At 69.9% G+C, this 20714-nt stretch carries 25 protein-coding genes; 14 read left to right on the top strand and 11 right to left on the bottom strand.

Going from position 1 to position 20714, the window contains the following annotated elements:
• Nucleotides 1-969, top strand: a complete 969-nt coding sequence (locus ASE12_RS07280) for a serine/threonine-protein kinase (RefSeq protein ID WP_056398824.1) — start codon at nucleotides 1-3, stop codon at nucleotides 967-969.
• Here the strand turns inward: ASE12_RS07280 and ASE12_RS07275 are convergent.
• Nucleotides 966-2876, bottom strand: coding sequence for a VWA domain-containing protein (locus ASE12_RS07275; protein ID WP_056398820.1), 1911 nt, complete (start codon nucleotides 2874-2876; stop codon nucleotides 966-968). The genes ASE12_RS07280 and ASE12_RS07275 overlap by 4 nt on opposite strands.
• 114 nt (nucleotides 2877-2990) lie before the next feature.
• Here ASE12_RS07275 and ASE12_RS07270 point away from each other — a divergent pair, with 114 nt between their 5' ends.
• From ASE12_RS07270 to ASE12_RS07260, 3 genes are read left to right on the top strand one after another with little or no spacing between them, the layout of a single operon-like run.
• Complete coding sequence (locus ASE12_RS07270; protein ID WP_056398816.1) at nucleotides 2991-3482, top strand: transcriptional regulator; 492 nt, start codon at nucleotides 2991-2993, stop codon at nucleotides 3480-3482.
• Between the two features lie 56 nt (nucleotides 3483-3538).
• The gene (locus ASE12_RS07265) at nucleotides 3539-4207 is read left to right on the top strand and encodes a hypothetical protein (protein WP_056398813.1); all 669 of its coding nucleotides are present in this window, start codon (nucleotides 3539-3541) and stop codon (nucleotides 4205-4207) included.
• Nucleotides 4207-5259, top strand: a complete 1053-nt coding sequence (locus ASE12_RS07260) for a hypothetical protein (protein ID WP_056398810.1) — start codon at nucleotides 4207-4209, stop codon at nucleotides 5257-5259. The genes ASE12_RS07265 and ASE12_RS07260 overlap by 1 nt, the downstream gene beginning before the upstream one ends.
• 58 nt (nucleotides 5260-5317) lie before the next feature.
• On the opposite strand, the gene ASE12_RS07255 is transcribed toward ASE12_RS07260, so the two are convergent.
• From ASE12_RS07255 to ASE12_RS07235, 5 genes are read right to left on the bottom strand one after another with little or no spacing between them, the layout of a single operon-like run.
• Nucleotides 5318-5539: a hypothetical protein gene (locus ASE12_RS07255; RefSeq protein WP_056398807.1), complete on the bottom strand. Its 222-nt coding sequence runs from the start codon at nucleotides 5537-5539 to the stop codon at nucleotides 5318-5320.
• Nucleotides 5540-5583: 44 nt separating this feature from the next.
• Nucleotides 5584-6177, bottom strand: a complete 594-nt coding sequence (locus tag ASE12_RS07250; protein ID WP_056398804.1) for a nucleoside triphosphate pyrophosphatase — start codon at nucleotides 6175-6177, stop codon at nucleotides 5584-5586.
• On the bottom strand, nucleotides 6174-6839 hold the full coding sequence (locus ASE12_RS07245; protein WP_157412842.1) for a hypothetical protein: 666 nt from the start codon (nucleotides 6837-6839) through the stop codon (nucleotides 6174-6176). Before ASE12_RS07245 ends, ASE12_RS07250 begins: the two co-directional genes overlap by 4 nt.
• Before the next feature lie 2 nt (nucleotides 6840-6841).
• The gene (locus ASE12_RS07240) at nucleotides 6842-7096 is read right to left on the bottom strand and encodes an acyl-CoA carboxylase subunit epsilon (protein ID WP_200954979.1); all 255 of its coding nucleotides are present in this window, start codon (nucleotides 7094-7096) and stop codon (nucleotides 6842-6844) included.
• The gene (locus tag ASE12_RS07235) at nucleotides 7093-8685 is read right to left on the bottom strand and encodes an acyl-CoA carboxylase subunit beta (protein ID WP_200954978.1); all 1593 of its coding nucleotides are present in this window, start codon (nucleotides 8683-8685) and stop codon (nucleotides 7093-7095) included. The genes ASE12_RS07240 and ASE12_RS07235 overlap by 4 nt, the downstream gene beginning before the upstream one ends.
• Nucleotides 8686-8736: 51 nt before the next feature.
• Between ASE12_RS07235 and ASE12_RS07230 the strand changes: the two genes are divergently transcribed.
• The 5 genes from ASE12_RS07230 to purE are packed head-to-tail and all read left to right on the top strand — an operon-like array spanning nucleotide 8737 to nucleotide 12702.
• Nucleotides 8737-9546 carry a biotin--[acetyl-CoA-carboxylase] ligase gene (locus tag ASE12_RS07230; protein ID WP_056404616.1) on the top strand — a complete coding sequence of 270 codons (810 nt, stop codon included), beginning with the start codon at nucleotides 8737-8739 and terminating at the stop codon, nucleotides 9544-9546.
• A gap of 13 nt (nucleotides 9547-9559) precedes the next feature.
• Entirely contained in the window at nucleotides 9560-10072 is a 513-nt protein-coding gene (locus ASE12_RS07225; protein ID WP_082582140.1) for a PH domain-containing protein, read from the top strand.
• Nucleotides 10059-11048: an adenylate/guanylate cyclase domain-containing protein gene (locus ASE12_RS07220; protein ID WP_056398796.1), complete on the top strand. Its 990-nt coding sequence runs from the start codon at nucleotides 10059-10061 to the stop codon at nucleotides 11046-11048. Before ASE12_RS07225 ends, ASE12_RS07220 begins: the two co-directional genes overlap by 14 nt.
• 9 nt (nucleotides 11049-11057) lie before the next feature.
• A complete protein-coding gene (locus tag ASE12_RS07215) occupies nucleotides 11058-12194 on the top strand; it encodes a 5-(carboxyamino)imidazole ribonucleotide synthase (protein ID WP_082582139.1) in 1137 nt (378 codons plus the stop codon).
• Entirely contained in the window at nucleotides 12187-12702 is a 516-nt protein-coding gene (gene purE / locus ASE12_RS07210; RefSeq protein WP_056398793.1) for a 5-(carboxyamino)imidazole ribonucleotide mutase, read from the top strand. Before ASE12_RS07215 ends, purE begins: the two co-directional genes overlap by 8 nt.
• Nucleotides 12703-12705: 3 nt before the next feature.
• Here the strand turns inward: purE and ASE12_RS07205 are convergent, their stop codons facing one another.
• Together ASE12_RS07205 and ASE12_RS07200 are read right to left on the bottom strand one after the other, a co-directional pair.
• The gene (locus ASE12_RS07205) at nucleotides 12706-13326 is read right to left on the bottom strand and encodes a pyridoxamine 5'-phosphate oxidase family protein (protein ID WP_056398790.1); all 621 of its coding nucleotides are present in this window, start codon (nucleotides 13324-13326) and stop codon (nucleotides 12706-12708) included.
• A gap of 10 nt (nucleotides 13327-13336) precedes the next feature.
• Nucleotides 13337-13930, bottom strand: coding sequence for a hypothetical protein (locus tag ASE12_RS07200; protein WP_056398787.1), 594 nt, complete (start codon nucleotides 13928-13930; stop codon nucleotides 13337-13339).
• A 102-nt stretch (nucleotides 13931-14032) separates the two neighbouring features.
• On the opposite strand from ASE12_RS07200, the gene ASE12_RS07195 reads away from it, so the two are divergent.
• Nucleotides 14033-15184 (top strand): acyl-CoA dehydrogenase family protein, encoded by a 1152-nt coding sequence (locus ASE12_RS07195; RefSeq protein WP_056398784.1) that lies wholly within the window; start codon nucleotides 14033-14035, stop codon nucleotides 15182-15184.
• A gap of 32 nt (nucleotides 15185-15216) precedes the next feature.
• The gene (locus tag ASE12_RS07190; RefSeq protein ID WP_056398782.1) at nucleotides 15217-16848 is read left to right on the top strand and encodes a helix-turn-helix transcriptional regulator; all 1632 of its coding nucleotides are present in this window, start codon (nucleotides 15217-15219) and stop codon (nucleotides 16846-16848) included.
• Here ASE12_RS07190 and ASE12_RS07185 read toward each other — a convergent pair.
• Together ASE12_RS07185 and ASE12_RS07180 are read right to left on the bottom strand one after the other, a co-directional pair.
• Nucleotides 16804-17373, bottom strand: a complete 570-nt coding sequence (locus tag ASE12_RS07185; protein WP_056398777.1) for a hypothetical protein — start codon at nucleotides 17371-17373, stop codon at nucleotides 16804-16806. The genes ASE12_RS07190 and ASE12_RS07185 overlap by 45 nt on opposite strands.
• Nucleotides 17374-17403: 30 nt before the next feature.
• A complete protein-coding gene (locus tag ASE12_RS07180) occupies nucleotides 17404-17877 on the bottom strand; it encodes a hypothetical protein (RefSeq protein ID WP_056398774.1) in 474 nt (157 codons plus the stop codon).
• Between the two features lie 93 nt (nucleotides 17878-17970).
• Here ASE12_RS07180 and ASE12_RS07175 point away from each other — a divergent pair, with 93 nt between their 5' ends.
• Nucleotides 17971-18870 carry an aminoglycoside phosphotransferase family protein gene (locus tag ASE12_RS07175; RefSeq protein ID WP_235508863.1) on the top strand — a complete coding sequence of 300 codons (900 nt, stop codon included), beginning with the start codon at nucleotides 17971-17973 and terminating at the stop codon, nucleotides 18868-18870.
• Here ASE12_RS07175 and ASE12_RS07170 read toward each other — a convergent pair.
• Nucleotides 18867-19454: a TetR/AcrR family transcriptional regulator gene (locus ASE12_RS07170; protein WP_056404610.1), complete on the bottom strand. Its 588-nt coding sequence runs from the start codon at nucleotides 19452-19454 to the stop codon at nucleotides 18867-18869. The genes ASE12_RS07175 and ASE12_RS07170 overlap by 4 nt on opposite strands.
• 57 nt (nucleotides 19455-19511) lie before the next feature.
• Here ASE12_RS07170 and ASE12_RS07165 point away from each other — a divergent pair, with 57 nt between their 5' ends.
• On the top strand, nucleotides 19512-20009 hold the full coding sequence (locus ASE12_RS07165; protein ID WP_056398771.1) for a DUF2867 domain-containing protein: 498 nt from the start codon (nucleotides 19512-19514) through the stop codon (nucleotides 20007-20009).
• Nucleotides 20010-20037: 28 nt separating this feature from the next.
• Nucleotides 20038-20709, top strand: a complete 672-nt coding sequence (locus tag ASE12_RS07160) for a VOC family protein (RefSeq protein WP_056398769.1) — start codon at nucleotides 20038-20040, stop codon at nucleotides 20707-20709.
• Nucleotides 20710-20714: the final 5 nt, after the last annotated feature.

Raw genomic sequence — 20714 nt, 5'->3', positions numbered from 1 at the left:
GTGGGGGAAGTCTTCGCAGGACGCTACGAGCTCGTCGACGTGCTCGGGTCCGGAGGCATGGGCACCGTCTGGCGGGTCTGGGACCTCCGCGACCGTACGTATCGCGCGGCCAAGATGTTGCGGCAGTCCGACAGCTCGTCGTTGCTCCGCTTCGTGCGCGAGACCGCGACACGGGTCGAGCATCCCCACGTGGTCGCACCGACCGGCTGGTCCGCTGAGGACGATCGCGTGCTGTTCGCGATGCCGCTCGTCGGCGGAGGATCAGTCGCCACGTTGCTCGGCGACTACGGTCCGCTGCCTGCCTCGTTCGTACGGACCCTCGTCCTCCAGCTGCTCGACGCGTTGTCAGCCGTGCACGCCGCCGGGATCGTCCACCGCGACATCAAGCCCGCCAACCTGTTGCTGGAGCCGACCGGGACCGGAGAGCCCCACCTGCGGCTCTCCGACTTCGGCATCGCGGCAGCGCTCGACGAGCCCCGGCTGACCCGGGCGTCCGACCTGGTGCACACCCCGGGCTACTCGGCGCCGGAGGTGGCAACCGGGGCCGACCCGGACCCCGTGCAGGATCTCTTCTCCGTCGGCATGGTCATGCAGGAGATGTTGACCGGCGTACGACCGGAGGCCTCCGCACCGCCCGGTCCGGCGAGCGGCGAGCTGGCTGCCGTACGCGCGCGGTTGGTGGCCCTCGACCCGCTCGCCCGCTACGCATCCGCCGCCGAGGCGCGCGAGGCGCTCGCGGCCACCGAGGTGGCTGACCCGGGCGACGACCCGATCGAGGTGTTCAGTCATCTGCCCGAGCTGCCCGCCGGTTGGGGTGCCGACGGGCCGGGGACCGGTGCGGCCCCGAACCGCCAACCCGTGCAGCTCCCACGTGAGCCGATGAGTGCCACGACCCGCCTGTACGTCCTCGCGGGGCTGTTGGCAGCCGCGGGCGTCGCCGCTCTGCTGCTCGCGGCGCTCACGCTCTAGGCCGAGACGCGCGCTCTGCGGAACACGACGAACGCTCCGCCGACCAGGACGACCCCGAGAATGCCGAGCCCGATCGGCAGCACCGGCAAGCCTCCGTCGTCGTCCTTCGCGGTTGCGGAGGCGCGGTCCTGATCGCTCGCGGTCTTGGTCACCTGACCAACCTTCTTGGGTGTTGACGTGTACTTCGGCGCTCCGGTCACGTCGCCGACAACGTTGACGTCGAACGTGATCGGCACCTGGTAGCTGACATTGGTTCGCTTGTCGGTGTCGGTGTGGATCACGATCGCGTACTTCCCGGCGAGCGCAGCTGCCGCGTCGTTCTCGACAGACGAGCCGCCGAGGAACTGCCGATTGTTGTAGCGGATCGGGGCCGTCATCGCCCTGGACTGCAGGTCGGTCTCGTTCGCGAGCTCGGCTCGGTTGTTCGTGATCTCCCCGGCGGAGTCCCTCGGTATGAGCTTGGTGGCGAGTGCCCGCGCCGGCGAGTAGATCTCGGTCGTGACGTAGGGACCGAGTGGTCCGACCTGCTCCTTGAGCGCCCCAGAGAGCTTGGGCAGGTCCACCTGCGACTGCAGGCTCTGTCCCCAGCCGACATCGACAAGGAAGATCTGTGTCTCGCCGGGCACGATCGTGTCCGTGTAGGCACCCGCCTGGATCGTCGGGGCGTTCGCGAAGGATGAGCCACCGATCAGGGCCGTGCGGCTCGTCGCCTTCGCCGGGATCTGGAACACGCCGTCGTCCTGCTTGCTCGGCAACGGAGCGCTCTTGTCGATTGCTGGCTCCTCGATGATGCGGATCTCGACCGGGAGGTCGTTGTTGCCGCCACCGTCGTACTTCTCGTATGTCCAGTCCCAGCCACGACGCACGCGGACCAGCAGGCCGTCGGGCTTGCAGTCGACCTTTGGCTTCGCCTTGTCGTAGCTCCAGCTGACGGACGGCGACAGGAGGCCTACCTGGGCCGCACCCAGATCGAGGGCGGAATCGCGTGCACAGAAGGAACCCGAGTCGGCGACGTCCTTGGCCCGGACGATGTCGACGTTGATCTTGTCATTGCCGCCAAGGGGCTGATTGATCGTCGCCGACACATGGAGGGTTGACGTCGGGTCGAAGTCGCTCAGTCGGTAGAACAGCTCGCGCTTCTTCGAGCCGGCACCGCCGAGGACATCACGCCAATCGCCGGCACTGATCTTCGGCGCCGTCGTCGCCTTCTGGCTGCCGGTGATCTTTCGGCCGATGGACTCGTACGGGCGGGCTGCTCGGGTCGCGAGCGTGTCGAGCGCGCTGACCAGGTCGTCAGCGTCCTGTGCGTCGTAGTAGCTGCCGTTGCCGGAGCCCGCTATGCATTGGAGCTGTTGACGGGCGCTGCCGGAGACGTCGAGCCCGACGACGTCGATGTGCAGCGAGATGCCGTCCTCCGCCAGCTGAGCGGCCACCTTGCACGGATCCGGGGAGCAGGTCGACTCTCCGTCAGAGACGAGCACGATCGTCCGGGACCCGCTCTTTCCGAGATCCTTGCCGGCCTGCTTGAGGGCGTAGCCGGTGGGCGTCTCGCCGTACGGCTTGTATGTCGCGACGGCGTCCTTGAGGTCGGAACGGTTGTCCGTGCCGAGGTCGACGGCTCGCTGCGAGTCTGTGCACGCGCCCTTGTCCTTGGCGGAGAAGACTTTTGCGCCATAGACCCGCAGCCCGACCTCCTGCTGGGCCGGCAGCTTGTCGATGACCGTGCCGAGGGCGTCCTTGGCGGCGGCGATCTTGGTCGTGCTGCCGGACTTCTCCTTCATGGACCCCGAGGAGTCCAGGACCAGCATGAGCTTGCCGGGATCCTCGCCGTCGGCGCTGGCCGGGAGGCTGAGGCCCAGACCGAGCAGGATGATGGTCAATGCGGCAAGGCCGGCCTTGCGGATCATGTGCTTCCCCCGATGTTTGCTAAAGCAAATAGTTCCTCGAGTCTCGTCCACACGATCTGCATATGTCAAGATGAAACTGTTTGCGAAGGCAAATCTCTTGACCTAGGGAGTGACATGGACGGGCGCGAGGCGCAGGCTCAACTCTATGGCGAACCGCTCGGCGACATCCTCAGCCGGTGCGGGAAGGCTCTTGGCCTCAACCAGTCGCGTCTCGCTGAGCTGCTGGGCATCTCGGCGCCCATGCTGTCCCAGCTCGTCAACGCGCACCGGGTCAAGATCGGCAACCCGGTCGCCGCACAGAAGCTGCAGGTCATGCACGACGCGGTCGGTGCCGTGCAGCGCGGCGACCTCGACGTGACGGGGGCGCTCGAACGCATCGCCGCGGTGCGGGGAGGCGGTGACATCCTGACGACCCGCCGCTCCACGAGGGACGAGTCGGCTCTCGACGTGCAGGCGATGTTCCGCAGCGTCGCGTCGGCCTCCGATCATCTTGCGGCTGCCGAGCTGATCGGCGGGCAGCACCCCGAGATCGCCGAGATGCTGCGCACCTATGGCGCCGGCCGGAGCGACGACGCGATCGCGCACTACGTGCGACACCGCGGGTGACGGCCTGAATCGGCAAACTGCCACGTGCCACCCGCCGTACTCCCTAGGGTGTCCGGATGAGTGACACCCAGCGGCTGGCCGACTACCGCGACTACTACTGGTCGCGGGCGCGGCGATCGGCCGCCAACCCGGTGTATCCGGAGACGGCTGCCGCGGAGCGGGCGATGGCCGAGGCCGTCGATGCAGCCTCCTCGATCGAGGACCTGCGTGCGACGGCGATCGAGCTGTCCATGGAGATGGGCCGCGCGCTCGCTCGTGACCAGGCCAACGCCCGGGCTGCGGTGTACGCCGAGACCGCGGAGACCGTACGGGCGCAGGGCCCCGCCGAGGTGCTCGCTAGTCTGGAGACGGCGGCGGATGCCCCGGCGCTCGCGTCGCTGCTTGCTGCGATCGAGCAACGCATGAGCATCGCGGTGACGGTCGACGAGCTGACACGACTGTGGGCCACGTCGCTGACGACATGGGAGAACGTCGAGGTGTGGCGCACCGCCCAGGTCCCGGACCGCTGGAAGGCAGAGCTCGAGACGTACGCGTCCGACGCGGTCGCGACGGCACAGGACTCGTGGTCGCAGGTCGAGGCGGAAGGCCGGCACCACCAGCCCGGTTGGTCCTTCGACCCGGAGGTGGCGCGCGCCGAGCGGCACCGTCGGCTCGTACCGGTCGCCGACGAGGTCTTCGAACGCCGCCTCGCCGAGCACGGTTCGCTCGTACTCGGAGGTCGCTGATGCCCGTCGATCCCACGATGGTGGACGCGATGCTCGGCACGTTCCGGGACCTGCTCGACGGCGTCCGGACGTCCGGGTCGACCGGGCAGGACGTCGGGGAGATGGCGGCTGCCCTCGCGGCGATGGAGGCGCTGGGGCAGGAGCTGAGCGACGTCGGCGAGTTCTCGGCGAAGTTGGCGGGTGGCGGCTACTACCAGCGGTTCACCGACGCGTACACACGAGTCATGACGGCGGCTGCGGGAGGTGGCAGCACCGGCGCGCCGGCGACGACCCCGGACGACGCGACCCTGCTGGCCCAGTCGCTCGAGGCGTACGAGGCCTCGTTGAGCCAGCTGCGCTCGATGACGGGACAGGAGGAGGCGATCGCGGTCCTGGAGCAGCTGCTCGCGCTCGGCCGCTCGGGCGTGACCTACCCGGTGTTCCTCCGCCAGGTCGACGAGGCCGGCCTCAACGAGGCCCTCGGCGGGACGATCACCCCGAGCAGGGAGACGCTCGCGGCAGCCGTCGAGCACTCCAGGTCGACGGGCGACGTCGCCCGTGAGGCGGAGGCGATCGCGTTGCTGGAGCGCCGGGACGCCCTGGCCGCGGCGTCGCCGACCGGCTCGGTCGACCCGTTCACGTTCGACCTGGAGCGGTTCCGCATCGCGGTGCAGCACGCTCCCGCGATCGCGCTGCGCGACGCCGTCGTGCAGCGGCTCCCACGCCTGCTGGATCTCGTCATCGACTGGCTCGACGCGCACACGACCTGGGCTGCGCACGACAGTCGCTTCACCGGCCCGAGTGCCGCCGAGACGCAGCGCCGGATCGAGATGGCGCGCGAGTGCAACCCGGGCTTCTACGCCGTACGCGCGGCGCAGTTCGCCGAGATGTTCGGCCCTTCGCCGTGGTGGCAGCGGCCGGAGCTGGAGCAGGAACGCGCGGCGGAGCGGATCCTCTGGACCGATGCGCGGATGCAGCTGGCCCTTGACGCGATCCCGGCGTGCGTACCCATGGCAACGGCGCCACCGGAGCTCGTGGCCCGCGCCGAGGCATTCGGCCCGAACGCGTTCTAGGTGGTCGGGCCTTGCATGCAGGCGACCGCCCGAGAAGGCCAGAACCGTGCGGGGAGACCTACAGGTTGGTCATCTTGGCGCAGGGGAGAGGTATGTGCTTGACCTCGTCGCCGAAGTCGACCTGAGCCGACTGGGTGCCCTGGAGGCTGACGATGCGGCCGAGACCGAACGTGTCGTGCGAGACTCGGGCCCCGACTTCGTAGACCTCGTCCGCGACCTCCGGCTTCGCCTGGAAGGGACTGGACGGGTGATAGCGGCGTCGCCGCGGTGAAGTTGCCATCGTCTGACCAGTCTCCCACTGTTTGGCAGCAGAGACCAACGGATTCATGTCTTGGGCAGTGACCAGAGGTCGGTCCAGGCGATGCCGAGGTCGCCCACGAGGTCGCGGAGCAGGGGCAACGAGAGCCCGACGACGTTGTGGTGATCGCCCTCGATCCCGGTGATGAAGGCGCCCCCGAGCCCGTCGATCGTGAACGCCCCGGCGACCTGCAACGGTTCGCCGGTCGCGACGTACGCGTCGATCTCGGCGTCGCTGATGTCGGCGAAGTGCACGATCGTCGATGCGGTCTCGACGAACTCCTCCTCGCCCCGACGCACGCAGTGGCCGGAGTGCAGGACACCGCTACGTCCCCGCATGCGGCGCCACCGTCCGGCGGCCTCGACCGGGCCCGCGGGCTTGCCGAAGATCTCGCCCTCGAACGCGAGCACCGAGTCGCACCCGATGACCAGCGCGTCGCCGTCGATCTGTGCCGCGACCGTGCGGCACTTGAGCTGCGCCAGGGCCGCGGCGAGGTTGGCGGCGTCGGTCGAGGTGATGCGCTCCTCGTCGACGCCGGACACGATGACCTCGGGCTCGATTCCGGCCGCCCGCAACGTGGCCAGGCGGGCTGGTGAGGCGGACGCGAGGATGACCCTCATCGCAGCGCTCCCTCGTCATAGCGGGTGCGTACGACCTCGAGACGCGACTCGGCCAGCAGGTCGTGGATCAGGGCGGCCGAACCACCGACTCCGGTCCAGGTGCCCTCGATGTTGGTCGTGACGAACCAGGCGTGGTCGGCGGGCCAGATGAGGTTGGGGCTGTTGATGTCGCGACTGATCGCGTGTCCATAGCTGGCGGCGCCCCACTCCCCGGCGGCGCTGAGAGGCCCACCGAACAGGAGGTAGTCGTGGAGGAACGTGACCTTGGGCCCCTCGAGCACCGAGACCGGGAACGCCGGTGGGATCGGTGGTGGCGGCTTCTCCTTGCCGAAGATCCGGCCGGGCCAGCGCATCGGGCCGCTGAACGCGGTGAGGAAGCCCACGGCCTCGCCGCCGTAGAGCTCGCCGTAGCCGTCCCACAACCCGAAGAAGCAGTCGTCGGCGGCTGTGGTGTGCCGAGCCAGCACCTCGCACAGCGCGTCGAGGAGGTGCTGCTCGAGGTGGCCCTCGTAGCGGTCGTCGCCGGGCCCCATCGGGCTGTGCAGCACCCGGACGTACGACTCGAAGCCCGACGGGCCGAGGTTGGCGCGCAGTGCCGGTGGTGCGTCGTCGCCGACGAACCACTCGGCCGGTGACACGTCGGCCAGCGGGCGCAGCGGCATCGTCAGCCGCCGAAGGCCGACCGGTGCCACAGGTCCGGGCCGACGCGGTGCGGCGTACGAGCCATGCGGGCCGGGTGGCCCCACTGCGACCGGACCTTGGGCTTGGTGCGGGCCGCCGCGTGGGCCGCGGCGGCGTTGCGGGCAGCGACGACCGCAACGAGCGCGGCCAGTTCCTCCGGCGTCAGGTCACCCTTGACGACGCGCAGGATCGGCTTGTGGCTGGTCTCGGCCGGCGACTCAGGCGTCTCGTCGGTCACAGCGGGATGTTCCCGTGCTTCTTGGGCGGCAGCGTCTCGCGCTTGGTCTTGAGCAGGCGCAGGGCCTTGACGACCTCGGCGCGGGTCTGTGCCGGCTCGATGACGGCGTCGACGTAGCCGCGCTCGGCGGCGAGATAGGGGTTGCAGAGCTCGTCCTCGTACGCCGTCATGAGCTCGGCCCGCTTGGCGTCCGGGTCGTCCGCCGCGGCGATCTCCTTGCGGTAGAGGATGCCGACCGCACCCGAGGCGCCGACCACGGCGATCTGGGCTGACGGCCAGGCGATGTTGATGTCAGCGCCGAGGTGCTTGGACCCCATGACGTCGTAGGCGCCGCCGTACGCCTTGCGGGTGATGACCGTGACGAGCGGGACCGTGGCCTCGGCGTACGCGTAGATGAGCTTGGCGCCGCGACGGATGATGCCGTCCCACTCCTGGCCGGTGCCGGGCAGGAACCCGGGCACGTCGACGAACGTGAGGACCGGGATGTTGAACGCGTCGCACGTACGCACGAAGCGCGCCGCCTTCTCCGAGGCGTCGATGTCGAGGCACCCGGCCAGCTGCATCGGCTGGTTGGCGACGACGCCGACGCTGCGGCCCTCGACGCGGCCGTAGCCGATGATGATGTTGGGCGCGAACAGCGGCATGACCTCGAGGAAGTCGCCGTCGTCGAGGATCGACTCGATCACGGTGTGCATGTCGTACGGCTGGTTGGCCGAGTCCGGCACGAGGGTGTTGAGCGCGAGGTCGGTCTCGGTGAGCTCGAGGTCGGCCACCTCGTCGTACGGCTCGGGCTCCTCCATGTTGTTCTGCGGCAGGTAGGAGATGAGCGCCTTGACGTACTCGAGGGCGTCCTCCTCGTCCGCGGCCATGTAGTGCGCGTTGCCGGACTTGGTGTTGTGCGTGCGGGCGCCGCCGAGGTCCTCCATCGAGACGTCCTCGCCGGTGACGGTCTTGATGATGTCGGGACCCGTGATGAACATGTTGGAGGTCTTGTCGACCATCACGACGAAGTCGGTGACCGCGGGGGAGTAGACGTGACCGCCGGCGTTGGTGCCCATGATCAGCGAGATCTGCGGGATGACGCCGGAGGCGTGCACGTTGCGCTTGAAGATCTCGCCGTAGAGGCCGAGCGAGACGACACCCTCCTGGATGCGCGCGCCGGCGCCTTCGTTGATGCCGATGATGGGGCAGCCGGACTTGATCGCCAGGTCCATGACCTTGGTGATCTTCTCGCCGTAGACCTGGCCGAGGCTGCCGCCGAAGATCGAGAAGTCCTGGCTGAACACGCACACCTGGCGGCCGTCGATCGTGCCGTAGCCCGTGATGACGCCGTCGCCGAGCGGTCGGTTCTCCTGCAGGCCGAACGCGGTGCTGCGGTGCCGGGCCAGGGCGTCGAGCTCGACGAACGAGCCCTCGTCGAGGAGCTGCTCGATGCGCTCGCGGGCGCTCTGGCGGCCCTTCTTGTGCTGCTTCTCGGCCGCGCGCTCGGCCATCTCGACCGTGGCTTCCTTCTGGCGTCGCTGGAAGTCCGCGAGCTTGCCGGCGGTCGTGTGGAGCTCGGGGTGGGCTTCGATCTCTTGTTCGGTCACGGGGGTCAGCGTAACGATCAGAGGCTCTGACCGGTATGTGAGTCTGTTCTCATGACTTATCGCGACCTGGACCGACCACCGCTCGACGCCGCTGCCCTGCGTGCCGCCGTCGCCGGGCCGGGCCGGTTCTGGACCGACATCGTCGTCACCCCCGAGACCGGCAGCACGAACGCCGACGTGGCAGCCGCCGCGCGGGCCGGGGCGCCGGAGGGCACGGTGCACACCACTGACCTGCAGACCGCCGGCCGCGGCCGGCTCGACCGGTCGTGGGAGTCGCCGGCCGGCTCGGGCGTCATCGTCTCGGTCCTGCTGCGCCCCGACGGCGTACCGGCGGCGCGGTGGGTCTGGCTGCCCCTCCTCGTCGGCCTGGCGGTCGACGCGACGGTGCACGAGTGCGGCGTCGAGTCCGGGCTCAAGTGGCCCAACGACGTGCTGGTCGACGGCCGCAAGATCGCCGGCATCCTGCTCGAGCGCGTCGACACGCCGCAGGGCTCCGCCGCGATCATCGGCGTGGGACTCAACGTGTCACTGCGCCAGGACGAGCTGCCGGTCGACACTGCCACGTCGTTGGCCCTCGAGGGCGCGACCGAGACCGACCGCACGATCGTCCTGAGAGCCTTCCTCCGCAACCTCGAGGCGCTCTACCGCGCCTGGGCCGCAGCCGGCGGCGACCCCGGCTCGGGCATCCGTGACTCGTACGTCCGGCGGTGCGTCACGTTGGGCACCCGGGTGCGGGTGAGTCTCCCCGACGGCAACGCGCTCGAGGGCCAGGCGACGGGGATCGACGAGCTCGGCCGCCTGTTGGTCGACGGCCAGGCGATCAGCGCGGGTGATATCACCCACGTGCGACCGGCGACGTGAGAAAATTACGGACATGAGCCTCCCCCGCAAGTTGATGATCGACGGCGAACAGGTCATCGCCACGACCCGCACCCACGTCAAGGTGCTGTTCCTGCCCTTCCTGATCCTGCTCGTCGTGGCCGGCGTCGGAGGCTGGGCGATCAGCCAGGTGGGTGACTCCGGCAGCGGCGTCCCGCGCTGGATCGTCGTGGCGGCGATGCTCGTCCTGATCCTGTGGGGCTCGGTGCTGCCGTTCCTCAAGTGGCTCACCTGGACCTACACCCTGACCAACAAGCGCATCGTCGAGCAGAAGGGGCTGCTGACCCGCACGGGTCGCGTCATCCCGCTGAGCCGCATCAACGACGTCGCGTTCGAGAAGAACCTCAACGACCGCATCCTCGGCTGCGGCACGCTGATCATCCACGACGCCAGCGAGCAGGCCGGGCTCGAGCTCAACGACATCCCGCACATCGAGGCGTTCCACCGCACCGTGACCAACCTCGTGTTCGAGAAGCACGACAAGACGGCGACGGATGAGTCGGTCTGAGCTTCGTGACGAGCTCGCCCGCCTGATCCTCGGCGGTGAGCTGACCCTCAGCAGCTCCGAGGTCGCCGACAAGGGCGGGCTGAGCCTCGAGGACGGGCAGCGGCTGTGGCGTGCCCTCGGCTTCCCGGACACCGGCGACGCGATCGCGTACGGCGAGCCCGACGTCGCCGCCGTGGCGACGGTTGCCGCCGCCATCGAGTCGGGCACGCTCGACGAGGAGACGGTCTACCGCATCACCCGGGCCCTCGGCACGACGATGTCGCGGCTCGCCGACTGGCAGGTCTCGACGCTCGTCGACCAGGTCGAGCACGACGTCCAGGGCGGCAAGGCCGCCAGCCGGCTGGGCGCCGCCGTGGGCCTCGCGACGGACGTGGCGCCGGGCTTCGAGCAGCTCATGATCTACGCGTGGCGCCGCCATCTCGCTGCTGCCGCGGCCCGCATCGAAGCCCTCGGGGCCGCTGACGAGGAGCTGCTGTCGACCGTCATGACCGTCGGGTTCGCCGACCTGTCGCGGTTCACCTCGTTGTCCAACGAGCTCGACGACTCGACCTTGGGAGCGCTCGTCGAGAACTTCGAGACCCGTTGCACCGACATCGTCACGGCTCACGGCGGCCGGGTCGTCAAGACCCTCGGCGACGCCGTCCTGTTCGTCATCGGCGACGCCCGCGAGGGCACACGTACGGCGCTCGACCTGGTCTCGCAGATCGCGTCGCGCGACGACATGCCGGACATCCGCGTCGGTCTCGCGACCGGATCCGCGATCAGCCGGCTCGGCGACGTCTTCGGCCCGCCGGTCAACCTCGCCGCGCGGCTGTCGCACGTCGCACGCAGCAACCGGGTGCTGATCGACGCGGCCACTGCGGCGAGCCTCGGCGACGAGTTCGACACCCGCACCCTGCCGCCTCGGCCGCTGCGGGGGTTCGGCAACGTCTCGCCCATCACGGTGAGCGAACGTCGCGGCTTCCGCTCCCGATAGGCTGGGCACGTGCCTTCACCTCAGCTCGCGGTCATCGGTGGTGGCCAGCTGGCTCGCATGATGCAGCAGGCCGCGATCGGCCTCGGCATCCGCATCCGGCTCCTCGCCGAGGCGCCTGACGTCTCGGCCGCCCAGGTCGTCCCCGATCACGTCGTCGGCGACTACACCGACCTCGACACGCTGCGTGCGATCGTGGCTGACGCGCCGGTCGTCACGTTCGACCACGAGCACGTCCCGCCCGAGCACCTGCGGGCCCTCGAGTCCGAGGGCCACGCATGCCGGCCCGGACCACACGCCCTGCTGTACGCCCAGGACAAGGCCGACATGCGGAGGCAGCTCTCCGGCATGGGCATCCCTGCTCCTTCCTGGGTCGCGCTGCCATCTCACGGCGGGCTCGAGGCGCTTGCCGAGTTCGGCTTCCCGGCCGTGGTCAAGACGGCCCGTGGCGGTTACGACGGCAAGGGTGTGTGGGTCGTACGCTCGACGGCCGACGCCGAGGAGGCGTTCGCGTCCGGTCGCCAGCTGCTCGCCGAGGAGCTCATCGACTTCCGGCGCGAGCTGTCCGCTCTCGTCGCCCGCTCGCCCTCCGGCGAGGTGCGCGCCTATCCCGTCGTCGAGTCGCGCCAGGCCGACGGGGTGTGCGCCGAGGTCATCGCCCCGGCCCCTGACCTCGACCCTGCGCTCGACGCCGAAGCCCGTGCGATGGCCGAACGGATCGCGACCGAGCTCGACGTCACCGGCATCCTCGCGGTCGAGCTGTTCGAGACCACCGATGGGCGGCTCCTGGTCAACGAGCTGGCGATGCGCCCGCACAACACGGGGCACTGGTCGATCGACGGAGCCGTCACGAGCCAGTTCGAGAACCACCTCCGCGCCGTGCTCGACCTGCCGCTCGGCGCCACCGATGCGCGTGCACCGTGGTCTGTCATGGTCAACATCCTGGGCGGCGCCGTCGAGGACCTCGAGGCGCAGCGCGCCGTGACCCTCGCCGCCGAGCCCGACGTCAAGATCCACCTCTACGGCAAGTCGGTCAAGGCCGGCCGCAAGGTGGGCCACGTGACGGCGTACGGCTCAGACCTCGACGACGTGCTCGCCCGGGCCCGCCGATCCGCAGCACTGTTCACCACAGGAGTGACCCATGACTGATCAGGCTCGTGTCGGCATCGTGATGGGCTCGGACTCCGACTGGCCGACCATGGAGGCCGCGGCCACGGCGCTCGGCGAGTTCGGCATCGCGTACGAGGCCGACGTCGTCTCGGCGCACCGCATGCCCGACGAGATGCTGGCCTACGGCCGCGAGGCGCATGCCCGCGGCATCGAGGTCATCATCGCCGGCGCCGGGGGAGCGGCCCACCTGCCCGGCATGCTCGCGGCTGTCACGCCGTTGCCGGTCATCGGCGTCCCGGTGGCGCTCAAGCACCTCGACGGCATGGACTCCCTGCTTTCGATCGTCCAGATGCCCGCGGGCGTGCCGGTGGCCACGGTGTCGATCGGCAACGCCCGCAACGCCGGCCTGCTCGCCGTACGCATCCTGGCGACGGGTGACGCGACGCTGACCGAGCGGATGCTCGCGTTCCAGGCCGATCTCGCCGACGTTGCCCGTGCTAAGGGCGAGAAGATCCGCAACCCTTCAGGTGGTCTCGGCTTCCGCTGACGGTCAGCTCGTGTAGAGCTTCTCCGCGTACTTCGGGCCGTAGTAGGCCTCGAGCTCCTCGATCGAGTCGTCGGGCCGCTCGAGGGACTTGGCGATCTGGGCGCGACTCGGCACCTGCTCGGGGTGCCACGTCTCGGGGTCCCAGAGCTTGGACCGCAGGAACGCCTTGGAGCAGTGGAAGAAGATCTGCTCGACGGCGACCTCGAGGATCACGGTCGGCTTGTGACCCTTGACGACCATCTGGTCGGCGTACGGAGCATCGGCCAGCAGCGTCGCCCGGCCGTTGACCCGCAACGTGTCGCCGCGGCCGGGGACGAGGAAGATCAGCCCGACGTGAGGGTTCTGCAGGATGTTGGAGAAGCCGTCGGCGCGCTTGTTGCCGGGTCGCTCGGGGATCGCGAGCGTCGTGTCGTCGACGACGTGGGCGAACCCGGCCGGGTCACCCTTGGGCGAGACGTCGCAGGCGCCGGACGCGTCGGAGGTCGCGACGAGGCACAGCGGCGAGGCCGCGAGCCAGGCGCGGTGCTCGGACAGGAAGACGTCGGAGTCCTTGTCGAGGACGCGTTGCATCGGTTCGCCGAGCAGGTCGCGCAGCTCGGCCTCGTTCGTGATCTCGGTGCGCATGACCAGAAATCTACTCGCGCACGTACGACGTCAGGGTGGTGAGTGTCGGCTTGCCTGGCGCTGACGCGAACCCGAAGCGTACGGGCGGCCGGACCGGAGCGAGCTCGCCCAGCTCCTCGCCCTCCCACGTCGCCCGGGCGTCGACCACGCGGCGGACGTCCGTCGCGGCGTACCACTCGGTGCGGCCGTTGCCTGCTGAGCCGTACGTGCGAACCCCCGGCATGAACCGGGCGGCAACGGGGTCACAGAGCTTGGCCCACGTAGCGGTGCGGCGCAGCGGTGGCGGCACGAGGCCGAGCAGGGGGCCGACCCACAGGCGCCGACCGGGCACGAACCGAAGCTGCAACGACCGGGTGTGGACCGACCACTCCGCGCCTCGTTCCACCGACACCGGCTCGATACGGACCTCGTCGAACGTGTAGGTCGACGCCACGAAGTCGGCGACGGTCTGCCGCGGTGCGATCAGGGTGCGGTGCCCGGCGGCGTCCTCGACCATGACGTCGGCGAACGCGCCGAACGGGCTCACGTCCCAGACGCCCACCACCAGACGTACGCCTGATGACGTCCCGAGGCCGGCGATGTGCCCGGTGAAGGAGCTCGTCATGCCGCCAGTGTGTCCGATGCCACCAGAGGATCGGTCGGAGGCGGTGTCGGCCGGAGGTATCATTACTAGGTCGTCCTACTATCGGGAGTCCACGTGTCCGACATGTTCGTCCTCTCCGAGGAGCACCAAGCCATCCGCGAGGCGGTCCGCGCCGTCGCCGAGGCCAAGATCGCCCCGTTCGCCGCTGATGTCGACGAGCAGGCCCGCTGGCCGCACGAAGCCGCCGAGGCGCTGCTCGCCGCGGACTTCCACGCGCCGCACGTGCCCGAGGCGTACGGCGGAGCGGGAGCCGATGCGCTCGCCACCGTGCTGGTCATCGAGGAGATCGCTCGCGTGGACGTGTCAGCGTCCCTGATCCCCGCGGTCAACAAGCTCGGCTCGCTGCCGCTGATGATCGCCGGCGACGAGCAGCTCAAGAAGAACTACCTCTCGCGTCTGGCCCACGGAGAGGGCTTCTCCTACTGCCTGTCCGAGCCCGAGGCCGGCAGCGACGCCGCCAACCAGAAGACCCGTGCCGTGCGCAGTGGCGACGACTGGGTGCTCAACGGCGTGAAGCGCTGGATCTCCAACGCCGGCGAGTCCGAGTTCTACACGGTCCTGGCGGTCACCGATCCCGAGAAGCGTACGAAGGGCATCTCGGCGTTCGTCGTCGAGAAGTCCGACGAGGGCGTGTCGTTCGGCGCCCCGGAGCGCAAGCTCGGCATCAAGGGCTCGCCGACCCGCGAGGTCTACCTCGACAACGTACGCATCCCCGGCGACCGCATCATCGGCCCGGAGGGCACGGGGTTCGCCACGGCGATGAAGACGCTCGACCACACCCGCGTCACGATCGCCGCGCAGGCCGTCGGCGTCGCCCAAGGGGCACTCGACTACGCGCTCGGCTACGTCCAGGAGCGCAAGCAGTTCGGGCACAAGATCGCCGACTTCCAGGGCCTGCAGTTCATGCTCGCCGACATGGGCATGAAGGTCGAGGCCGCCCGGCAGCTGACGTACGCCGCGGCGGGTCGCTCCGAGCGCGGCGACAAGGACCTGACGTTCTTCGGCGCCGCGGCCAAGGCGTTCGCCTCCGACACCGCGATGCAGGTCACCACCGACGCGGTGCAGCTGCTCGGCGGCTACGGCTTCACCCGCGACTACCCGCTCGAGCGCATGATGCGCGATGCCAAGATCACCCAGATCTACGAGGGCACCAACCAGGTGCAGCGCGTCGTCATGGCCCGCCAGCTCCTCGCGGGAATCCAGTCGACGCTCTGACAGGCGGCACTCCGCGGCACTAGCCTGCCGGGATGGACGACCTGGGCACCGTCGCGCGGGCGCTCGACCTGATGGGCCAGGGCAGGGCGCCGCAGGTGGTGGCCGAGCTCGAAGGGCAGGGCGGGTCGACGGCCCGGTCGATGACCGGCGTGGCGAGCTTCTGGCTGGGCGAGTTCGAGGCGGCCGAGCAGGCAGGTCGCGCCGCTGTCGTGGCGGCCGGCTCCGAGGTCGACCGCTGCCTGGCCCTGGCCGTGGTGGCGCTCGCGGATGCCGGCCTCACCGGGCCGACGCTCTCACCAGCGCTCGATGACGCCGTCGCCGTCCTGGGCCCGTCCAGCGGTGCGTTGGACGACTTCGTCCGCTACCTCGTCGCCGAGGCGGCGTTGACGCAGGCGCGTCTCGGCGTTGCGGCATCGGTGTGGGACGACTCGGTCACCGAGTCGTGGGTGGGGCACTCGTACCGGGCCATGATGCTGGCGACAGGTGCGCGGATCGCGGCGTTCGGTGGTCGTATCGACGAAGCGCAAGGGTCGGCTCGACGGGCCGTGGCGGCTGCCGACAGCGAGCGGGCCCGCCTCCTGACGCTGTCCGTGGCCGGGCTGGTGTCCGGCAACAGCGCTGACGCCATGTCGACCGCCACTCTGGTGGCTGAGATCGAGGCCGCCGGGCTCGCGGCCGACGACCACTTGAGCCGCGGGCTCCACCTGTTGGCGGCCTTTGCCGCGGTGGCGATCGGTGACGTCGCGCAGAGTGCCTCGCTCGTTCTCATCGCCGGCGGCGACGCGGGCCTGTCGCGGTTCACCGTCATCGACCGAGCCCTAGGCCTGGAGCTCCTGGTCGCTGCCGCGGCCGAGCTGGGCGACCGGGACGCCGCCGAGGCGTGGGGCGCGCAGGCGGAGGCTCTCGCGGACCATCCGATCGCCCGCCCGACGATCCAGCGGCTCGAGGCCCGTCTCGCCGAGATGGCCGGCGACCACGAGCGCGCGATCGCGCTGGCGGAGCAAGCGGCCGAGGGCTGCCGGGTGGATGGCCGGAACGTGGAGCTGGCCGAGACGGAGGTCGTCCTGGCGCGGGTCCGCCTCGCCGGCAACGACGTGTCGACGGCGGCTCGCTCGATGCGAGAGCTGGTGGCCGCCAGCGATCGACTCGGGCACCACGCCGTACGCAGGGCAGCCGGCCAGACCCTGGGTCGCGCAGGGCGTCGGCTTCCGCCGGTCATCGGCAACGGCTGGTCCGCGCTCTCGGCCAGGGAGGCCGAGATCGCCACCTTGATCCTGGCGGGTCGGGAGACGACCCAGATCGCCCGGCACCTGTTCATCTCGCCCCACACCGTGCGGGTGCACACGTCGCGAGTCCTCGCAGCGTTCGGTGTCGGCACGCGGCTCCAGCTCCTCGCGAGGGCGGGCGACCCCGCTCAACCTGCGGAGTCGCGCATGGGCGACGTGCTGACGCCGCGGCAGCGTGAGGTCGTTGCGCTCGTCGCCGAGGGGTTGTCGAACGCCCAGGTCGCCGATCGCCTCGACGTCAGCGTGAAGGCGGTCGAGAAGCATGTGTCTGCGGCCCTGCGCCGCTCTGGTGCCCGGTCACGTCTGGACCTGGCCCACGGCTGGGCCGCCGGCTCAGTGGAGCTTGTCGTCGGCGAGGACGAGGAGCTTGCGCCCTAGCTCTTCGAGGGCCGGCTGCTTGAGCCCCTCGGCCTGCTGGATCGTGACCAGGGCGATCACCTTGCCGTCGGTGGTGCCTCCGGCTGTCTGCAGGCTCTCGCCGCCGAAGACGGTCCCGAACGCGAGGAACGCCTTGCTGCCGACCCCGTCGACACTGACGACCTGGGGTGAGTCCATCGCGCCGGACGCGCCGGATTGTGCGCCGTCGAATCCGCCCGTGCCCGGATCGTCCGGGATCGCCGTGATCGAGCCCGAGACGGCGCGTGGGTCCTCCTGCTTGAAGCCGCACCCTCCGCCCGGCTGGGTCTCCGTGGTGACGGTGGCCCCGACGACCGTGCCGAGCTCCTCGGCCGTGAACGCCGTGCAGAGGTCTTCGGGGATCTTCGGTGCCGAGCTCGTGGCGGCTGCGGCGGGCTTGTCGGCCGCCGTGGGCTTGGCGCCATCGCTGCCGGACCCACAGGCGGTGAGCGCGACCAGCATGGTGGCGGCGGCGATGAGCGTACGGGCGGGCAGTGACAGGCGCATGGGTGTCGGTCCTTCGGCGGGTCGGATGGTTCAGGTGGCTTCGATCGGGTTGCTGAGACGGCCCCTGGCCCGCCTCAGCGCCCGATAGAACGTCGCGCGGCTCAGGTGCAGCTCACGCTGGGCAGCGAGATGCCCACCGTGTGGGTCGAGATAGCCACGCACGATCGCGGTGTGCATCAGCACGTCCGCCGCCGAGCTTCCGAACGCCAGGTCGACCCGCTCGCGTACGAGACGACGAGCGGCGTCGGCCCGCACAGGTGCGCTGCCCTCGCCGCCGGCGTACCCGCAGCCGGCCATCCAGTCGTCGTCGTGGAACCGGCGCACGGCTTCGACCAACGAGTCGTCCTGACGAGGCAGGAACGTGCGGATCAGTCCGACGACCTCGTCGGCCGCCGCCTCGATGACGAGCCGGTCCGCACCACTCAAAGGGCCGTCGCTCAGGCGTTGGACGACAAGGTCGTGCAAGCCCGCAGAGGGCTTGAACGCCAGCATGTCGACCGCCATGCAAGCAGGATGACCGCTGGTGGCGCGGCACGTCCGCAGGTTGGGGGTAGGGATGCGGCGTAATGGCCTCCGGCCGCCGCCTAGGCTCGTGGCGTGAGTCTGCTGCCGTTCGACCTGCCGCCGGCATTCCTGGCGGCGGCGACGCGCAGCCCCGAGTGGGCGGCCTGGGTCGACGGCGTCCCGCGCACCGTGCGCGAGCTGCTCGACGAGTGGGACCTGACGGTCGACGGCGAGCCGATGCACGGCTGGACGTCGCTCGTCGTGCCGGTACGCGCCGACGGCCGCGCGGCGGTGCTCAAGGTCGCCTGGCCCCACGAGGAGTGCCAGCACGAGATCCTCGCGCTGCAGCACTGGCACGGCAGGGGAGCGGTGCTGATGCTCCGCGCCGATCCGCGGCGCAACGCGATGCTGCTCGAACGACTGTCGACCCGCGACCTGACGCAGCTCCCCGACGTGGACGCGTGCGAGATCATCGCCGGTCTCTACGGGCAGCTGCACGTCCCTGCTCCGCCGCAGATGCTGACCTTGAGCTCGTACGTCGGCCGCTACACCGATGACCTCGCACGACTGCCGAGGGACGCGCCGATCCCACGCCGGATCGTCGATCAGGCCCTTCACCTCGGCCGTGACCTGGCTGGTGACCCGGCGACGAACGGCACGTTGATCCATGGCGACCTGCACTTCGAGAACGTGCTGGCAGGTGACCGGTCACCGTGGCTCGCGATCGACCCGCAGCCGGTCTCCGGCGACCCGCACTACGAGGTCGACATGCTGCTGTTCAACCGCTGGGACGAGATCGTCGCGTCAGGCGACGTGCGGGAGGCCGTGCGGCGGCGCTTCCACACTGCGGTCGACGTGGCGGGCCTCGACGAGGAGCGGGCCCGCGACTGGGTCATCGTTCGCGAGGTGCACAACGCGATGTGGGCGATCGAGGACGGCGAGACCGAACGGGTCACGACCGCGATCGCCATCATCAAGGCCGTCCAGGACTAGACCTCGGCGAGCGTCTCGACGATGCGGTCGACGTACGCCGTGAACGCCTTGCCCGTGGGCAGCTGACCCGGCGTCGCGTGGGCGAGCTGCGCGTGCCCGAGATAGGCGGCGTACGTCAGCCGTGCCCGGTCCCGTGCGTCTGCGGGCGACAGCCCCTGCTGCGCGAACAGCGACTCGAGCGTCGACATCCGGCGCTCGGTGACCCTCGCCAGGACCGGCGCGACCATCGGGTGGTCGGCGTGCGGCTGCAGCGCCAGCTCGACCGAGCCGGCGCCCGGGGTCCCGACGACGGCCTGCAGCACGAGCCGGAGCAGCAGCCGCAGCCGTTCCTCGTCGTCTTCAGCCTGCTCGACGACGGCGATGACCCCGTCGGTGTCGCGGCGCTCCCACTGGTCGAGCGCGGCGGCGATCAGGTCGTCGCGACCGGTGAAGTGCCAGTAGAAGCTGCCCTTGGTGGCGCCGAGAGTCTTCGCGATCGGCTCGACCGCGACGGCGGCCAGCCCGTGGCGCTCCAAGGCGGTCAGCGCGGCGGCGCTCCAGTCGTCCTTGGTCAGCGAGGCACGCGGGGTCTTGGCAGCAGGCATGTCCATACGCTACCGTATGGATGTCCTCCATACGGGGGCGTATGGAACGGAGTCAGCATGCGGAATCGGTTCGCCTTCGCCCGGGTCGCCGCGGTTCCTGTGCCGGCCACGCCGCTCCTGCAGGACGCGCTGCCGCGCGTCGACTGGTCCGATGCGTACGCCGTGCCGCGACCCGTGGGCAGCTCGTCGGACCCGCAGGACTGGGCCGACGCGGTGTTCCACGCACCACCCGTCTGGGTCGGCGCGCTGCTGCTCGCACGCGAGTCGCTCGTACGCCTCGTGGGCATCGACCGGGCCGGCAGCGGGGCGTTCGACCCCGTCGCACGTACGGACGACGAGGTGCTGCTCGGCATCGACCAGAGCCACCTCGACTTCCGGGCGTCGGTGCTGTGCGAGCCGGACCGGGTCGTCGTGAGCACGGTCGTCCACGTGCACAACCGGCGCGGTCGGGCCTACTCGGCGCTCGTCCGGCGCATCCACCCGGCCGTCGTACGAGCGATGATGCGGCGGGCGGCTGCGCGCGTCCCGACAGGGGGTACGCCGACGGCTCACTGAAGGGAACAGGCTGTGGCAGGCTGAATTCATGCCTCTCGTGACCTACCAAGCACTCTGCATCGACGCCACCGACGTCTCCGCGGTCAAGGACTTCTGGGCCAGCACGCTCGGCTACGAGATCGTCGACCACGACGACGGCGACGCCCACCTCGTGGGCTCCGAGCCTGGTGAGGAGGTGTGGCTCAACACCGTCCCCGAGCCAAGAACCGTCAAGCAGCGCGTGCACGTCGACGTACGCGCCGAGTCGATGGAGCCCTTCGCGGGATTCGAGCGCATCACCAAGGAGGGTGAGTTCCCCTGGACGACGCTGGCGGATCCCGAGGGCGGTGAGTTCTGCGTCTTCACCTACGACGAGCCGCCGGCCAAGAAGTTCAAGTCGACCGTGGTCGACTCGGCCGACCACGTCGCGATCTCCGACTGGTGGGCGGAGGTCATCGGCGGAGACGTGTCGCACGACGACGGCTACTCGCCGCTCGAGAACGTCCCGGGACTGCCGACCGAGGGCTTCGACTTCGTGCCGGTGCCCGAGCCCAAGACAGTCAAGAACCGCATCCACTGGGACGTCAAACTGTTGCCCGGCGTGACCTTGGACGACCTGGTCGCCGCCGGTGCCACGATCCTGACGCCCGCAGGCGAGGTGAAGTGGACCGTCATGGCCGATCCCGAGGGCAACGAGTTCTGCGTCTTCCCGAGCGAGTAACGGCC

The sequence above is a fragment of the Aeromicrobium sp. Root236 genome (assembly GCF_001428805.1).
Lineage (GTDB): Bacteria > Actinomycetota > Actinomycetes > Propionibacteriales > Nocardioidaceae > Aeromicrobium.
This window is presented reverse-complemented; position numbering and strand designations above follow the sequence as displayed.

Bases quoted from the DNA above. Each gene is read 5' to 3' on its own strand.
- ASE12_RS07275 (WP_056398820.1), bottom strand. From the start codon at position 2,876: ATGATCCGCAAGGCCGGCCTTGCCGCATTGACCATCATCCTGCTCGGT.
- ASE12_RS07270 (WP_056398816.1), top strand. From the start codon at position 2,991: ATGGACGGGCGCGAGGCGCAGGCTCAACTCTATGGCGAACCGCTCGGC.
- ASE12_RS07265 (WP_056398813.1), top strand. From the start codon at position 3,539: ATGAGTGACACCCAGCGGCTGGCCGACTACCGCGACTACTACTGGTCG.
- ASE12_RS07260 (WP_056398810.1), top strand. From the start codon at position 4,207: ATGCCCGTCGATCCCACGATGGTGGACGCGATGCTCGGCACGTTCCGG.
- ASE12_RS07255 (WP_056398807.1), bottom strand. From the start codon at position 5,539: ATGGCAACTTCACCGCGGCGACGCCGCTATCACCCGTCCAGTCCCTTC.
- ASE12_RS07250 (WP_056398804.1), bottom strand. From the start codon at position 6,177: ATGAGGGTCATCCTCGCGTCCGCCTCACCAGCCCGCCTGGCCACGTTG.
- ASE12_RS07245 (WP_157412842.1), bottom strand. From the start codon at position 6,839: ATGCCGCTGCGCCCGCTGGCCGACGTGTCACCGGCCGAGTGGTTCGTC.
- ASE12_RS07230 (WP_056404616.1), top strand. From the start codon at position 8,737: ATGACTTATCGCGACCTGGACCGACCACCGCTCGACGCCGCTGCCCTG.
- ASE12_RS07225 (WP_082582140.1), top strand. From the start codon at position 9,560: ATGAGCCTCCCCCGCAAGTTGATGATCGACGGCGAACAGGTCATCGCC.
- ASE12_RS07220 (WP_056398796.1), top strand. From the start codon at position 10,059: ATGAGTCGGTCTGAGCTTCGTGACGAGCTCGCCCGCCTGATCCTCGGC.
- purE (WP_056398793.1), top strand. From the start codon at position 12,187: ATGACTGATCAGGCTCGTGTCGGCATCGTGATGGGCTCGGACTCCGAC.
- ASE12_RS07205 (WP_056398790.1), bottom strand. From the start codon at position 13,326: ATGCGCACCGAGATCACGAACGAGGCCGAGCTGCGCGACCTGCTCGGC.
- ASE12_RS07200 (WP_056398787.1), bottom strand. From the start codon at position 13,930: ATGACGAGCTCCTTCACCGGGCACATCGCCGGCCTCGGGACGTCATCA.
- ASE12_RS07195 (WP_056398784.1), top strand. From the start codon at position 14,033: ATGTTCGTCCTCTCCGAGGAGCACCAAGCCATCCGCGAGGCGGTCCGC.
- ASE12_RS07190 (WP_056398782.1), top strand. From the start codon at position 15,217: ATGGACGACCTGGGCACCGTCGCGCGGGCGCTCGACCTGATGGGCCAG.
- ASE12_RS07185 (WP_056398777.1), bottom strand. From the start codon at position 17,373: ATGCGCCTGTCACTGCCCGCCCGTACGCTCATCGCCGCCGCCACCATG.
- ASE12_RS07180 (WP_056398774.1), bottom strand. From the start codon at position 17,877: ATGGCGGTCGACATGCTGGCGTTCAAGCCCTCTGCGGGCTTGCACGAC.
- ASE12_RS07170 (WP_056404610.1), bottom strand. From the start codon at position 19,454: ATGCCTGCTGCCAAGACCCCGCGTGCCTCGCTGACCAAGGACGACTGG.
- ASE12_RS07165 (WP_056398771.1), top strand. From the start codon at position 19,512: ATGCGGAATCGGTTCGCCTTCGCCCGGGTCGCCGCGGTTCCTGTGCCG.
- ASE12_RS07160 (WP_056398769.1), top strand. From the start codon at position 20,038: ATGCCTCTCGTGACCTACCAAGCACTCTGCATCGACGCCACCGACGTC.